The sequence below is a fragment of the Streptomyces monomycini genome (genome assembly GCF_022271435.1).
In the GTDB taxonomy this organism is placed as follows: domain Bacteria; phylum Actinomycetota; class Actinomycetes; order Streptomycetales; family Streptomycetaceae; genus Streptomyces; species Streptomyces monomycini.
On the sequence record NZ_JAFIQY010000003.1, the window covers coordinates 78980 to 92237 of the forward strand.

A 13258-nucleotide genomic window follows, 5' to 3' on the forward strand; every position below is an offset into this window, starting at 1 on the left:
ACGTGCTGGGGGCGGCGGGCGCTGGGGCGCGCGTACCGGGGGGGCGGCCGCCGGGAGGCCGCTCCCCCCACCACACAAAAGACCCGGACCTATGCCGATACGGCATCGATCCGGGCCAGCGCGTCATCCGCCCCGTACGGCTGCAGATATGGCAGCCAACGGGGGTCCCTATGCCCCGTGCCGATGATCCGCCAGGCCAGGCCGGACGGCGGCGCGGGCTGATGCCGCAACCGCCAGCCGATCTCGGCGACATGCCGGTCGGCCTTGACGTGGTTGCAGCGGCGGCACGCGGCGACGACGTTCTCCCAGGTGTGCTGCCCGCCACGGCTGCGCGGAACGACGTGGTCGACGCTGGTTGCGACGCCACCGCAGTACATGCACCGCCCGCCGTCCCGGGCGAAGAGGGCACGGCGGGTCAACGGGACGGGACCGCGAAAAGGCACCCGCACGAACCGCTTGAGGCGGACCACACTGGGCGCGGGCATCACACGGGTCGCGCTGTGCATCAGGGCGCCGGACTCCTCTAGGCTGACGGCCTTTTCGTTGAGGACGAGGATGAGCGCGCGGCGGAGCGGTACGACGCCGAGCGGCTCGTACGACGCGTTGAGGACCAGGACATGCGGCACGGGTGCCTCCTTGTACGCCGGCGGCGCGTGGCTCGCGCCGGGACGATCTCTCCACAGTGTCCCCCGGTGCCTGGTCGGAGCGCCACCATCACCGGGTAACGGGTCCGAGGTGTTTTCGACCACACCGCTTTACTTCCCCCCAAACAGACCCGTAATTGGTCCGGTCACTCTCGAACACCGGCGCGGACCGCCCCCGTTGCCCCGTTAGTGTGGTTGGTCTGCCCGGGGCACGGTAAGTCCCGACCCGGGTCTGCTGTCCCACACGGAGGTTCCTGCTGTGTTCTGGTCCGCTTCCCCAGCCGCCACGCCGCCCGGCGCGCCCCGCCGGGCGTCGCTCGACGACGCCACGGAGAAGGCCACCAACGCCGCCGGATGGGTGGAGGAGAACTGGGCAACCTGGCTCACGTCCGCCCTGCAGATCGCGCTGATCATCATCATCGCCGTCGTCCTGCGGCATGTGATCCGGCGCACGATCACCAAACTCATAGAACGGATGAACCGCACCGCGACGGCCGCCCAAGGCACCGCGCTGGGCGGGCTCCTGGTCAACGCCGAACGCCGCCGCCAGCGCTCCGAGGCCATCGGCTCGGTGCTGCGCAGCGTCGCGTCGTTCGTCATCATGGGCACCGCCGCCCTGACGGTGCTGTCCGTCCTCAAGATCAACCTGGCCCCGCTGCTCGCCAGCGCCGGCGTCGCGGGCGTCGCCATCGGCTTCGGCGCCCGCAACCTCGTCACGGACTTCCTCTCCGGCGTCTTCATGATCCTGGAGGACCAGTACGGCGTCGGCGACGAGATCGACGCGGGCGTGGCCACCGGTACGGTCGTCGAGGTCGGCCTGCGCGTCACCAAGCTCCGCGGCCCCAACGGCGCCATCTGGTACATCCGCAACGGCGAGGTCAAGCGCATCGGCAACCTCAGCCAGGGCTGGTCCACCGCCACGGTCGACGTCATGATCGCCCCGGACCAGGACCTGGACCGCGCCCGCGAGATCATCACCACCACCGGCGAGCAGATGTCCAAGGCCGAACCCTGGAACGAACAGCTCTGGGAGGCCGTCGAGGTCCTCGGCCTCAGCGAGGTCCACCTCGACTCCGTCACCATCAGCGTCTCCGCCAAGACCATGCCCGGCAAGGCCCCCGGCATAGAACGCGAACTCCGCTGGCGCATAAAGAAGGCCCTCGACGCCGAAGGCATCACCCTGGCCCCGCGCCCCCTCCCCGACACCCCGGACGACCCGGCCCCCGACCCGGCCGCCGCGGTGGCGGCCCCGTCGGCCCTGGCGAGCCCTACGTCGCCGCAGTCGCTGGCGACTACGCCTATTCCGCCGCCTAACTTGGGGAAGTAGCAGGCGCTGAGCAAAACGCCGTCCCGAACCGAAGACCGGTCCGGGACGGCGTCGCACGAAAAGGGGTGACCCCTTCGTGAGTATCAGGCCTCCGGCATCAAAAGGTCGTAATAGCCGGTCGGACCAGTGAGTACAGCCTGGAAGTACAGCGGCTCTCCATCACTGTCCAGCGGGACCTCGTGACCGGCGACCCGCGTGAATCCGAGAGAAAGCTTGGGGACATACGCGTAGAGCGTCTCATCCAGAACGGTGAGCCCCATGCCCTCCAGAAGCTCCAGCAGTTTCCGGGCGGGCGTCCGAAAAACGTCGATGCCTCGAAATTGGACAGAAATATTTTCGGAGCCGGGACGCGGAATCCACACTTCTGCTGCGGTGAGGGTCGCACCGTCCTCGCAGTGAAAGACGATCTCGAACTGTGGATGCAGGGCGGTGACCTTCATGTAGCGCCCCCGCTCGGCGGACCCCTCGTCCCGCACATTGGCCCGGCCGAACTCCGCGGCCGCCGCCTTGACCTCCTCGGCCGACATGCCGAGTGGGAAGCCCGTGATGCCCTGAGGGGGGTTCAGTTCGATGTCCATGCCCGTCATTGTAGGAGACACGTTCTGATCTTCCACCCGTTGTCCGACAAATATTTCTGAAAATACTTGTTGTGCGGAAGACTGTCGACCATCTCCTTGATGGCGGCATCGTACTTGGTTCCATGCTTACGCCGGATCTCGTCGATGTCCATCTTCATGGCCTCGTCGATCTTGCCTTGTGCGATCAGCGCCCGCTGATCCGCACGCCACTTCACGGAGTCGATGCCCGAACCTGTGCTGATGAAATCCCGGTGGTCGTCGTAATGCATACGGATCGCCGGTCCGTGCTGTTCGGGAAGAGGAGTATTCCCGATTCCCTTGTAAGTGGCCTTCGCGGGGAGGTGATTACGTTCGTAGCGGTTGGTATCGCTGCCGTCGGTCCAGTTGCTCGGCCGCATACCATAATAGGAACCACCCCACCCGACAGGCTGCCTGCTCGCCAGCCCCAAGGGGTCGATCCAGAACAACGGGTTGGGGACGTAGGAATGAGGGTTCGGACCACCGTCGAGGCCGAGCGGATCGGAGCTGATATACCGGCCGGTGGACGGATCGTAGTAACGGAAACAGTTGTATTCGAGGCCCGATTCGTCATCGTGGTACTGACCGGGGCGCCCCAGCGGGCAGGTTCGTCGCCTGCCGGTAGCTCCGGGCAGATAGTCACCCCACAGCCCGGAGTGGTCGGCCCAGACGATGCGCCCGTCCAGGGAAACCAACTCGGCGGGCTTGTCCGCCAGGTCGGTGACGATGGCACAGAAGGACTCGTCGGTCGGGTGCTCCCCCGGCGGCCGGTCCGGATTCCACGTGCGTTCGGTCTGGGCGACGGCGTTCCATGTGCCAGGTTCCCAGTCCCAGCTCAGAGCGTGCATCCTGCCGTCGGTCCCGGAACGGCACTGCTCGATCAGGTGAGTGCCTTCCCAGGCGAAAACGTGCTGCTCAGCAATTGCGGAACTGCCGTCTTCGTCCCCCAGCCGCCGCTTGCCCGTACGCCTTCCCAGGGGGTCATAGCTGTACGTCCACGAGCCCCGGTCGGGAGTGTCGATCCGGACGAGCTGATCCTGGCCGTTCCAGGTGTAACGCCACTCCCGGCGCTTCCCGGACAGGGTGCGGACCCTCCTGCATGCGAGACGGCCCCGATCATCGTACTTGTACGAGGTGCGGCCGGCTGAGAGCAGCAGCGTCCCCGAGTGAACGCGCTCACCGGCGGTGCTGCTGTCGGGTGCACGGGTGTCCTGGGCACGCGTGATGTTGCCCAGCGGATCGTAGGCATACTGCTCGCTCCAGGACGGCGCGCTGACCCGCGTGACACGTCCAGCAGGGGACAGTTCGAACTCCTGACGGCCGCGCAGCCTGTCGGTCACGGCTGTCGGCATGCCGTCGGCTCGGTACTTGTAGATCCTTTCCTGCACGCTGGTGTACGCACCGCTGCCGTTCGCCGCCCGGTCGACGGACCAGACGGACTGAGCGGTGAGCCGGTCGCAGTCGTCCCAGGTCTGGGTCAGCGCCGCGCCGTCGCCGATGAAACGAGTGGTCTCCCGGCCTTCCGCGTCACGAGCGAAGGCCAAACGGCCGACCGCATTGGCGAGGCCGACCGGCTGGTCGTTGTTGTCGAAGGTCCATGTGGAGACCAGCCCGGTGGGCGTGGTGCGGCTGGTGCAGCGGCCCAGCACATCACGGGTGTACCGAGTCGTGCGACCGTCAACGGTCTCGCTCAGTACGCGCCCTGCGGCGTCGCGGACATACTCGATACGGCTGTTTTCGTCCGCGATGGTCTCTGGCAGGCCGTACTCGTCGTACGTCAGCGTAGTGGTGGTGCCGTCGGGGCCACGGTGCGCCGTCAGTTGGCCGAGTGCGTCGTAAGTGAACAGGGAACTGCGACCGGACGCATCGGTGGTTTCCAGCAATTGGTCGGCTCCGTCGAGCCGGTAGGTGAAGCTGTGACCGTTGAAATCGGTCTCGCCGACCAGATGCCCGGCCGCGTCGTAGCGGTACTGCCACACCGCGCCATGGGTGGCGACCGACAGAAGCCGCAGCTCGGTGTCGTAGGTGAAGTGATGCACTTCTCCGTCCGGCAAAGTCCTGCTGGTGACCTGCCCGAAGGACCCGATCTCGAACCGGCTCACCGCCCCTGCCCGGTCGCGGTGTTCGATGAGGTTGCCTTCCGCGTCGCGCCGCCACTCCTCCACCGTCCCGTCCGGATGGACGCGCCGGGTGACTTCTCCCTCTCTGCGGTACTCGAGGCGAGTGGTGGTGCCCAGCGGACCGGTGAGGGAGATGACACGGCCGAAGGCGTCGTAATCGGCCCGCGTGGTGTTTCCCATCGCGTCGGTGACGGCGGTGACCAGCCCGGCCGCGTTGGCCGTGATGTGCTGCGTCCGGCCGAGCGGGTCGGTGATCGAGGTCTGGCGGCCGAGGTCGTCGTACTGCCGGACCGTGCGGGCCCCGGTCGCATCGGTCGAGCTCAGCACGTTTCCGCGGGCGTCGTAGGTGAACGAGCACAGCACCGTGTCAGCCCGCCTGACGGCCGCCAGCCGGCGCAGCGCGGTGTAGTCGAGTTCGACGGTGCCGCCATCGGGTTCGGTGATGCGGACCGGATCGCCGTTGGCGTCCAGCTCGAATCGGACCGTCCGACCGGCCTCGTCGGTGCGGGAGACGACGCGGCCCAGGGAGTCGTAGCCGACGTGCGTGGTGTGCCCGAGCGGGTCGACCGTGGTCGTCACGCGCTGCTGGTCGTCGTAGTGGTACTCCGTCGGGTGACCGAGGCTGTCCGTCACGGTGGTCACCTGGCGGACGGGGTCGTAGTGGAAAGCGGCGGAGAGGTCTCCTCCTTCCCCGACACCGCGGACCACGCGACCGCTGCCGTCGTACACGTAGGAGTAGGTGCGGCCGTTACGGTCGGTACACGCGACGATCCGGTCCGCATCGTCGTACTCGTACTCGTAGGGGAGACCGGTTGAGTCGATGACACCGGCCAGCCTTCCGTCCTCGCGATATTCGTAGCCGACGACCGATACGCCCGGGCCGATTCCGTCCAGCAGCCTCAGCCCCTCGATGCGCAAGCCCGCAGCGGTGTGTGCCGTGTCGACGGCGACCCGGTAACCGCCGGTGTGACGGACCTCGGTGGGGTTTCCTTCCTCGTCCCGGACGAAGGTGATGTGGTGGCCGTTGCGGTCCGTCAGCCCGGTGACGGCGCGGGTGGTGCGGGACAGGCCGGTGACCGTCCCCGACGGAGCGAAGCTCCGGGTCCAGCCTCGGTCCGGGTCCTCGATGCGGATGGTGTCCGTGTGCTGGTCCCAGGTCAGCGGCCAGCGGGCCCCGCATTCAGGGAACACCTGTTCGCCCGAGCGGGTGGGGAGAGGGTAGTGCAGGATCTGCGCGTCGTCACCGGCGTAATGGATGCTCCCGCTGCCGATCTCGACACGCTGGTCGAGGGTGGAGGACCAGCCCGGGCCGTACAACCGCCCGCCCCCGTATCCGGACGCGTACGCCCTGCGCAGCATCAGTGGCAGAAGGCCGGGGAGAGCCAGATCACGGACGTTGGTGATCATCTGGCCGGAAACCACATCCACGGGGTCGCCAGCCGTGTGGCAGCCGATGTTGCCGTGCGAGGACTGCCCGCCCTTGCCGAGACCGGCAAGAGACGCATCGCGCTTGTCCGGGTGACCGCCGTCCCTGTTCCCCTTGCCGGCGGAAGCGAGGGAGGTACCAGGTCCCTTCGGGTCTTTCCTCCCGCCCTTGCCGAGGCCGGTGAAGTGGTCGGCGAGCCCTTTGTCGTTCTCCTTGTGGTTCTTGGCCATCTGCTTCACGCCGCGGGTCATGCTGTCGTCAAGGTGTTTGGCGGACTTCGTGACCGCGTCCTGGAGGCCGTCGACGACCTTGTCGATCATCGGGTTGACCGCATTCGCGATGGCGTCCTTACCGCGCGTGCGGCCGTGGTGGCTCTTGGCGCGGCCGATCTTGCCGCCCGCGTTGTTGCGGAAGTGCCCGCCCGCGCTCGCCAGGCCGGTGACGGCCTTGTCGTGGGCGTCGTGGTCGAAGGTGAAGCCGCCGCTGCCGGAGCCCCCGCCCGCGCCGCCGCCTCCCCCGCCGCCCGCGCTCAGCAGCTGCATCGAGCTGCCGGCGGCGTCCTTCGCTCCCTGGACGCCCTGGCTGAAGCCTTCCTTACCCGCCTTGGCGGTCCGGCCCACATCCACGCCGTCCTGGACGCCCAGTGCGTTGGCGCCGAGCTGGACGACCAGGTCGCCGGCCATCGCGCCCAACGCCTCCTCGACCGGGGTCAGGGCGATGCTGACGACCTGTTCGGCGACCTGCTGGCAGACCTCCTTGAAGAGGCGCTTGACGATCACGCGCGTGGCCTGGGTGGCGCCCAGGGCGCCGAGTTCGGACAGGCCGAAGGTGAAGGGGGCCGCGGCCTGGGCGGCGATGACCTCGGCGGCCAGGATGCCCAGCTGGACGATCGCGCCGAGTTTGGCCCCCTCGATCAGGACGGCGACGCCGTCCAGCGCGGTGGCGGCCAGCTCGCCGCACTGGGCCAGTTTGGCCAGGTGGGTGCCGTTGATCTTGCTCCAGTGGGCGTTCAGCGCATCGGCAGCCTGGCCGCCGCCCGCCGAGGAGACCAGCGCCTGGACCGCCTCGTGGGCCTGGCCCGCGCCGTCGTTGATGTCCCCGGCGAATTCCCGCATGGCCGTCGCCATCGCGCGGTAGTCGTCCTCGTCGACGTTCGGCCAGGACACGCCGATGATGTCGAGGATTTCGTCGGCCCACCCCGGCAGTACGACACCCATGCGGAACACGCCCCCCGTTGAGCACACCTGGACACACTGGTTAACCGCTTGAAAGACGCTGTCACCTGCTTGAACGGTTCTGCAAGGGAGAAGCGAGCCGGCCCCTGCGGCGTTTTTGGCAGGTTCGTCGTTGCCACGCCGCTCACCCCGTCACCTGTATGCACTCGTTTACCACCTCCGCTCCGGGTGACTCGGCTGACCATGGAGACCGAGATCAGGCTGCGCGTCGACGGGCAGGCGTACGAGGTGACGGTGGATACGCGTACCACCGTGCTCGACGCGTTGCGGGAGCGGCTGGGGATCACCAGCCCCAAGAAGGGGTGCGACCACGGGCAGTGCGGGTCGTGCACCGTGCTGCTCGACGGGCGGCGGGCGACGACCTGTCTCGCGCTGGCCGTGTCGTACGACGGGGCGGAGATCACCACGGCCGAAGGGCTGGGTGAGGGCGAGGAGCTGCACCCCGTGCAGCAGGCCTTCGTGGACCACGACGCGCTGCAGTGCGGGTACTGCACGCCGGGCCAGGTGTGTTCGGCGGTGGGTGTGCTGCGGGAGGCGGCGCAGGGGTGGCCGAGTGCGGTCACCGAGGTGGGTGCGGAGGGGGGCATCTCGCCGGAAGCGTTGGATCATGACGAGATCGCCGAGCGGATGAGCGGCAATCTGTGCCGCTGCGGGGCGTATGTGAACATCGTTCCGGCCGTCGCGGCCGCCGCCGAGGCCACGGCTGAAGGAGCGGGCCGGTGAAGCCGTTCCGGTACGAGCGGGCCGCCGACGCCGCCGGGGCCGTGGCCACCGTGGCGGCGCACCCCGGGGCTGCGTTCCTCGGGGCCGGCACCAACCTCGTCGATCATCTGAAGCTCGGCATCACCTCCCCCGACCTGCTGGTCGACGTCAGCCGGCTGCCCATGGACCAGGTGGAGGAACGGGCCGACGGCGGCCTTCGGATCGGCGCGAACGTGCGGAACGCCGACCTCGCCGCCCACCCCGCCGTACGGACGCGCTACCCGGTCCTCTCCCAGGCCCTGCTGTCCGGCGCCTCCGGGCAGCTCCGCAACCTCGCGACCACCGGCGGCAACCTCCTCCAGCGCACCCGCTGCGCCTACTTCCAGGACCCCAGTTCCCCCTGCAACAAGCGCGACCCCGGCTCGGGCTGCGCGGCCCTGGAGGGCTGGACCCGCTACCACGCCGTCCTGGGCGCCTCCTCGCACTGCGTGGCCGTGCACCCCTCCGACATGGCGGTGGCCATGACCGCCCTGGGCGCGGTGGTCGTGACGCTCGGCCCGGACGGCGAGCGCCGCGTCCCGCTCACCGAGTTCCACCGGCTACCCGGTGACGCGCCGCACCGCGACACGGTGCTGCGGCACGGTGAGCTGATCACCGGCGTCGAGCTGCCCGCGCTGCCGTTCGCCACCCGTTCCCGTTACCGCAAGGTCCGCGACCGTGCCTCGTACGCCTTCGCGCTGGTCTCCGTGGCGGTGGCGCTCGACCTGGAGGACGACGGCCGCACCGTACGGGAGGCACGGATCGCGCTGGGCGGGATCGCGCACAAACCGTGGCGGGCCGAGCGTGCCGAAGCGGCGCTGCGCGGGCTGCCGGCCACCGAGGAGAGCTGCCGGACGGCCGCCGAGGCCGAGACGGCGGACGCGCATCCGCTGCGGGACAACGCGTTCAAGGTCCCGCTCGTGCACAACACGCTGGTCGCCGTCGTACGCGACCTCGTAGGACAGGGGGCGCCGGAGGCTCCGGGCGGCCTGGAGGGATCGCGATGACGACACGTACGTCCGAGAGCCGGACCCCGGAGCCGGCCGCCCGCCCCCGTGCCGTCGGCGCCGACCGGGAACGCGCCGACGCCCGGGACAAGGTGCTCGGCCGGGCCCCGTACGCCTTCGAGCACCCGATGGAACGTCCCTGCTACGCGCACGCCGTGCTCTCCTCCGTGCCCCGCGGCCGCATCACGGCCGTCGACACCGAGGCCGCGCGCCAGGAGGAGGGCGTCATCACCGTATTGACGTACGAGAACGCCGAGCGCCTGGCGTCCACGGACGACGCGGAGCTGGCGATCCTCCAGGGGCCCGAGGTGGCCTTCCGGGGGCAGATCGTGGGGGCGGTGATCGCCGAGACGCCGGAGGCGGCGCGCGAAGCGGCCTCACTCGTACGGTTCACGTACGCCGAAGAACCGCACGCATCCGAACTGAAACCGGGCGAGAGTGAGCTGTACCGGCCGGAAACGGCCAACGGCGGCGCGGGTACGGACAGTGAGCTGGGCGACCTGGACGCCGCCATGGAGGCGGCCCGGGCGGACCCGGGCGCGGTCGCGCTGGACGAGACGTACCGGACCGCGATGACCCACTGCAACCCGATGGAGCCGCACGCGACGATCGCCGTGTGGCAGGGCGACGAGCTGACGCTGTACGACTCCAGCCAGAGCGTGCACGGGCACCGCGACACGCTGGCCGAGGTGTTCGGCCTCGACCGGGCGCGGGTACACATGATCTGCCCGTACGTCGGTGGCGGCTTCGGTTCGAAGGGTGAACCGCACGCCCACTCGGTGCTGGCGGCGCTGGCGGCGCGTGAGGTGTCCGGGCGGCCGGTCAAGCTCGCGTTGACCCGGCAGCAGATGTTCACTCTCGTGGGCTACCGCACTCCCACGTACCAGCGGGTACGGCTCGCGGCCGGCGCCGACGGGCGGCTCACCGGCATCGGCATGGACGCGGTCGAGCAGACCTCGCGCATCAAGGAGTTCGCCGAGCAGTCCGCCAACCCGACCCGGACCATGTACGCGGCGCCGCACCGGAAGACCACCCACCGCCTGGCCGCCCTCGACGTGCCGGTGCCGTCCTGGATGCGGGCGCCCGGTGAGTGCCCCGGCATGTTCGGGCCCGAGGTCGCGATGGACGAACTCGCCGAGCGCCTCGGCCTGGACCCCGTCGAGGTACGCGTTCGCAACGACGCGCCGACGGACCCGGAGACCGGCAAGCCCTTCTCCAGCCGCAACCTGGTCGCCTGCCTGCGCGAGGGCGCGCGCCGCTTCGGCTGGCAGGACCGCGACCCGCGCCCGGCCGTGCGGCGGGAGGGCCGCTGGCTGATCGGTACGGGCGTCGCCTCCTCCGCCTACCCGGTCAACCGCCAGCCCGGTTCGGTCGCCGCGGTCCAGTACCGGGACGACGGGCGCTACCGGGTCGGCATCGGCGCCGCGGACCTGGGCACCGGCGCCTGGACGGTACTGGCCCAGATCGCCGCCGACGCGCTGGACGTTCCCCTCGATCAGGTCGACCTGCGCATCGGCGACACCGCACTCCCGAAGGCGACCGTCGCGGGCGGGTCCTCCGGGACGGCGATGTGGGGTTCGGCGATCGTGGCGGCGGCCCGGAAGTTCCGCGAACGCCACGGACACGACCCGTCTCCCGGCGACCACGCCCAGGCCGAGACGCCCGCCAACCCGCACGCCGAACGTTTCGCCATGCACGCCTTCGGGGCCCAGTTCGTCGAGGTGCGGGTGGACGCCGACACCGGCGAGGTACGCGTCCCCCGCCTCCTCGGCGTCTTCGCCGCCGGCCGCATCATCAACCCGCGCACCGCCCGCTCCCAGCTGATCGGCGGCATGACGATGGGCCTGTCCATGGCCCTCCACGAGGAAACCGTGACGGACCCCCGCTACGGCCTCCTCGTCAACCACGACCTGGCGAACTACCACATCACGGCCAACGCGGACGTGCACAGCATCGAGGCCCACTCGATCGACGAGGACGACCCGTACGTCAACCCCCTGGGCGCCAAGGGCATCGGCGAGATCGGCATCACGGGGACGGCGGCGGCCGTCGTCAACGCGGTCCGGCATGCGACGGGGGTGCGGGTGCGGGAGGTGCCGGTGACGTTGGACAAGGTGTTGGAAGGACTCAGAAACGGTCCGCCTTCACGGCAGTGAGGAAGGCCGCCCAGGCCGAGGTGGGGATCAGCAGGTGCGGCCCCCCGGGGCGCTTGCTGTCACGTACGAGGACGGGTGAGCGGGTGGGGAGGCCGTCGGCTATCTCCAGGCATTCGTCCTGGCCTCCGCTGTAGGTGCTCTTGCGCCAGGTGATTCCTGTGAGGTTCACGCTCATCTCCCAACGACGCCCAATTGCATCCGTCATGGTCGCCCCGGAGGAGCAGACGGGCCGACCACCACCCCCACCTTGACGTTTTCCACGAAGGCTCCCCAAGCAAGCGCGGAAAACAGCAGGTACGGCCCGTCCGGGCGCTTGCTGTCACGTACGAGGACGGGTGAGCGGGTGGGGAGGCCGTCGGCTATCTCCAGGCATTCACCCTGGCCGCCGCTGTACGTGCTCTTGCGCCAGGTGACGCCCGTGAGATTCATGCCTGGTACTCCTTGGAGGCGATGCGTTTGATCCTGGCCACTGACTCCGCAGGCGGCAGGGCCGACCTTCGGGCGTCGTCGAAGAGGTCACGGTAGCGCGCCACCTCTGGTTCCCGCTCCAGCCAGATGTGGCCGGTGGGGTGTTCCATGAGGACGACGTCTAGGGCCGACACCTGCGGAAAACTCAGCAGCAGGTACGGGCCGAACATACCCCCGTGGGCGCCACGCGAGAACGGGAGAATTTGCACCGTGACGTTCGCCAGCCCGGACATGGCGACGAGGTGTTCCAGCTGTGCGCGCATCACGTCTACGCCGCCCACCCGTTGATGCAGCACGCCCTCGGCCATGACCGCCCAGATGGACAGTGGCTGTTCAGCGGTCAGCCGCTCCTGACGGGCAGCTCTGACCTTGACGAACTGCTCGATCTCGTCCGGCGTCTGCCAGGCCTTCGAGGCTACGGTCACAGCCCACGCATACGCGGGCGTCTGCAGCAGGCCCGGGACCAGTTGGCTCTGAAAGGTCCTGATGCTGTCGGACACTGCCTCCAGGGCGATGTAGTCGCGGTAGGTGTCCTCCAGCACGGGCCCGTACTGGTTCCACCACCCTTCGCGCCGCCGCCGGTTGGCGGAACGGGCGAGAGTGGTGAGCCGCTTCAGGACGGTGTCGTCGCCGATCCCGTACGTGTGCAACAGCGCCATCAAGTCGGGGACGCGCACCGGAACGCGGCCGTTCTCGATCCGGCTGATCTTCGCTTTGGTGCAGTCGAGCGCTTCGGCGGCCACTGCCGTGGACAGCCCAGCAGCTTCCCGGTACCGCCTCAGCTCGTCGCCCAGTTGACGGCCGAGCACGGTGGACGGCTGGACGGTGATCCTGCGTACGGACATGCAACCTCCCCTGAAGAGCGCCCAGTTTGGCAACGCTGAAGCGCTAGGTGCAACACAACTTCACTCTTTCGTGGCGGCAAGAAACGTTGCTCGGAGTAGTGGAGCGGGTGCAGTCTGCTGGACATCCGTCCTCGCACCCTTCGAGGGGTTTCGCCATGAACGAGATGTCGCTGCTTCGCCCTGCCCTCGTAACCCGTCGCTTCCCCCGGAACCGGCGCAGCCCCGGCCGGGTGCGTCAAGCCTTTCGAGAGTGGGCTGCCACCCAGGGTCTCGCCCCCGCGACCGTCGAGACCGGTGAGCTGATCCTCGGCGAGCTGGCCGCGAACGCGGTGCTGGCCGCCACCGGGCCGGGACGATGGATCGAGACGCGGTTCGCGCTCGACGGGGCGGCGCTGCGTGTCGAGGTGTCGGACGCCGGTGACGGAACGCCCGTGGTGCGCTCGCCCCAGCCGCTCGACGAGCACGGGCGGAGCATGGTGATCATCAGCATGCTCGCGGACGCGTGGGGCGTGACCGTGAGGCCGGGCCCGGGGAAGACCGTCTGGGCGGTGTGGAAAGTCAGTGGTCCAGACCCATTGACGGGGTGCTGACGCGGCGCTTACGTTCCTGTGCATCGATTGGAAACTTTCTTAACAGATCGCACAGCGAAGGGTGGGGCGGGCGTCATGGCCGGAGGGCAGGGCGGGCAGGGCA

At 69.1% G+C, this 13258-nt stretch carries 11 protein-coding genes; 5 read left to right on the top strand and 6 right to left on the bottom strand.

Annotated features, from left to right (window positions below):
- Positions 1-89: 89 nt before the first annotated feature.
- Complete coding sequence (locus tag JXZ78_RS05035; protein WP_003982442.1) at positions 90-626, bottom strand: HNH endonuclease; 537 nt, start codon at positions 624-626, stop codon at positions 90-92.
- A 277-nt stretch (positions 627-903) separates the two neighbouring features.
- Here JXZ78_RS05035 and JXZ78_RS05040 point away from each other — a divergent pair, with 277 nt between their 5' ends.
- Positions 904-1971 carry a mechanosensitive ion channel family protein gene (locus tag JXZ78_RS05040; protein WP_030020584.1) on the top strand — a complete coding sequence of 356 codons (1068 nt, stop codon included), beginning with the start codon at positions 904-906 and terminating at the stop codon, positions 1969-1971.
- Between the two features lie 83 nt (positions 1972-2054).
- Here JXZ78_RS05040 and JXZ78_RS05045 read toward each other — a convergent pair whose 3' ends face one another.
- Together JXZ78_RS05045 and JXZ78_RS05050 are read right to left on the bottom strand one after the other, a co-directional pair.
- Entirely contained in the window at positions 2055-2549 is a 495-nt protein-coding gene (locus JXZ78_RS05045) for a hypothetical protein (RefSeq protein WP_030020585.1), read from the bottom strand.
- Positions 2550-2554: 5 nt separating this feature from the next.
- Positions 2555-7330, bottom strand: a complete 4776-nt coding sequence (locus tag JXZ78_RS05050) for an RHS repeat-associated core domain-containing protein (RefSeq protein ID WP_157851607.1) — start codon at positions 7328-7330, stop codon at positions 2555-2557.
- Positions 7331-7516: 186 nt separating this feature from the next.
- Here JXZ78_RS05050 and JXZ78_RS05055 point away from each other — a divergent pair, with 186 nt between their 5' ends.
- The 3 genes from JXZ78_RS05055 to JXZ78_RS05065 are packed head-to-tail and all read left to right on the top strand — an operon-like array spanning position 7517 to position 11252.
- A complete protein-coding gene (locus JXZ78_RS05055) occupies positions 7517-8071 on the top strand; it encodes a (2Fe-2S)-binding protein (RefSeq protein WP_279634517.1) in 555 nt (184 codons plus the stop codon).
- Entirely contained in the window at positions 8068-9096 is a 1029-nt protein-coding gene (locus JXZ78_RS05060; protein WP_030020588.1) for an FAD binding domain-containing protein, read from the top strand. The genes JXZ78_RS05055 and JXZ78_RS05060 overlap by 4 nt, the downstream gene beginning before the upstream one ends.
- Complete coding sequence (locus tag JXZ78_RS05065; protein ID WP_050502539.1) at positions 9093-11252, top strand: xanthine dehydrogenase family protein molybdopterin-binding subunit; 2160 nt, start codon at positions 9093-9095, stop codon at positions 11250-11252. The genes JXZ78_RS05060 and JXZ78_RS05065 overlap by 4 nt, the downstream gene beginning before the upstream one ends.
- Here JXZ78_RS05065 and JXZ78_RS05070 read toward each other — a convergent pair.
- Genes JXZ78_RS05070 through JXZ78_RS05080 form a run of 3 tightly spaced genes read right to left on the bottom strand, consistent with a single transcriptional unit; the run spans position 11224 to position 12565 of the window.
- Positions 11224-11421 carry a DUF397 domain-containing protein gene (locus JXZ78_RS05070; protein ID WP_372498398.1) on the bottom strand — a complete coding sequence of 66 codons (198 nt, stop codon included), beginning with the start codon at positions 11419-11421 and terminating at the stop codon, positions 11224-11226. The two genes, JXZ78_RS05065 and JXZ78_RS05070, sit on opposite strands and share 29 nt — an antisense overlap.
- 32 nt (positions 11422-11453) lie before the next feature.
- The gene (locus JXZ78_RS05075) at positions 11454-11681 is read right to left on the bottom strand and encodes a DUF397 domain-containing protein (protein WP_078624302.1); all 228 of its coding nucleotides are present in this window, start codon (positions 11679-11681) and stop codon (positions 11454-11456) included.
- On the bottom strand, positions 11678-12565 hold the full coding sequence (locus tag JXZ78_RS05080) for a helix-turn-helix domain-containing protein (RefSeq protein ID WP_030020591.1): 888 nt from the start codon (positions 12563-12565) through the stop codon (positions 11678-11680). The genes JXZ78_RS05075 and JXZ78_RS05080 overlap by 4 nt, the downstream gene beginning before the upstream one ends.
- Positions 12566-12795: 230 nt before the next feature.
- Here JXZ78_RS05080 and JXZ78_RS05085 point away from each other — a divergent pair, with 230 nt between their 5' ends.
- A complete protein-coding gene (locus JXZ78_RS05085; RefSeq protein ID WP_050502540.1) occupies positions 12796-13155 on the top strand; it encodes an ATP-binding protein in 360 nt (119 codons plus the stop codon).
- Positions 13156-13258: the final 103 nt, after the last annotated feature.

What these genes read in the sequence shown, in the direction of transcription:
- JXZ78_RS05045 (WP_030020585.1), bottom strand. Translation starts at nt 2,549, where the DNA reads ATGGACATCGAACTGAACCCCCCTCAGGGCATCACGGGCTTCCCACTC.
- JXZ78_RS05050 (WP_157851607.1), bottom strand. Translation starts at nt 7,330, where the DNA reads ATGGGTGTCGTACTGCCGGGGTGGGCCGACGAAATCCTCGACATCATC.
- JXZ78_RS05065 (WP_050502539.1), top strand. Translation starts at nt 9,093, where the DNA reads ATGACGACACGTACGTCCGAGAGCCGGACCCCGGAGCCGGCCGCCCGC.
- JXZ78_RS05075 (WP_078624302.1), bottom strand. Translation starts at nt 11,681, where the DNA reads ATGAATCTCACGGGCGTCACCTGGCGCAAGAGCACGTACAGCGGCGGC.
- JXZ78_RS05080 (WP_030020591.1), bottom strand. Translation starts at nt 12,565, where the DNA reads ATGTCCGTACGCAGGATCACCGTCCAGCCGTCCACCGTGCTCGGCCGT.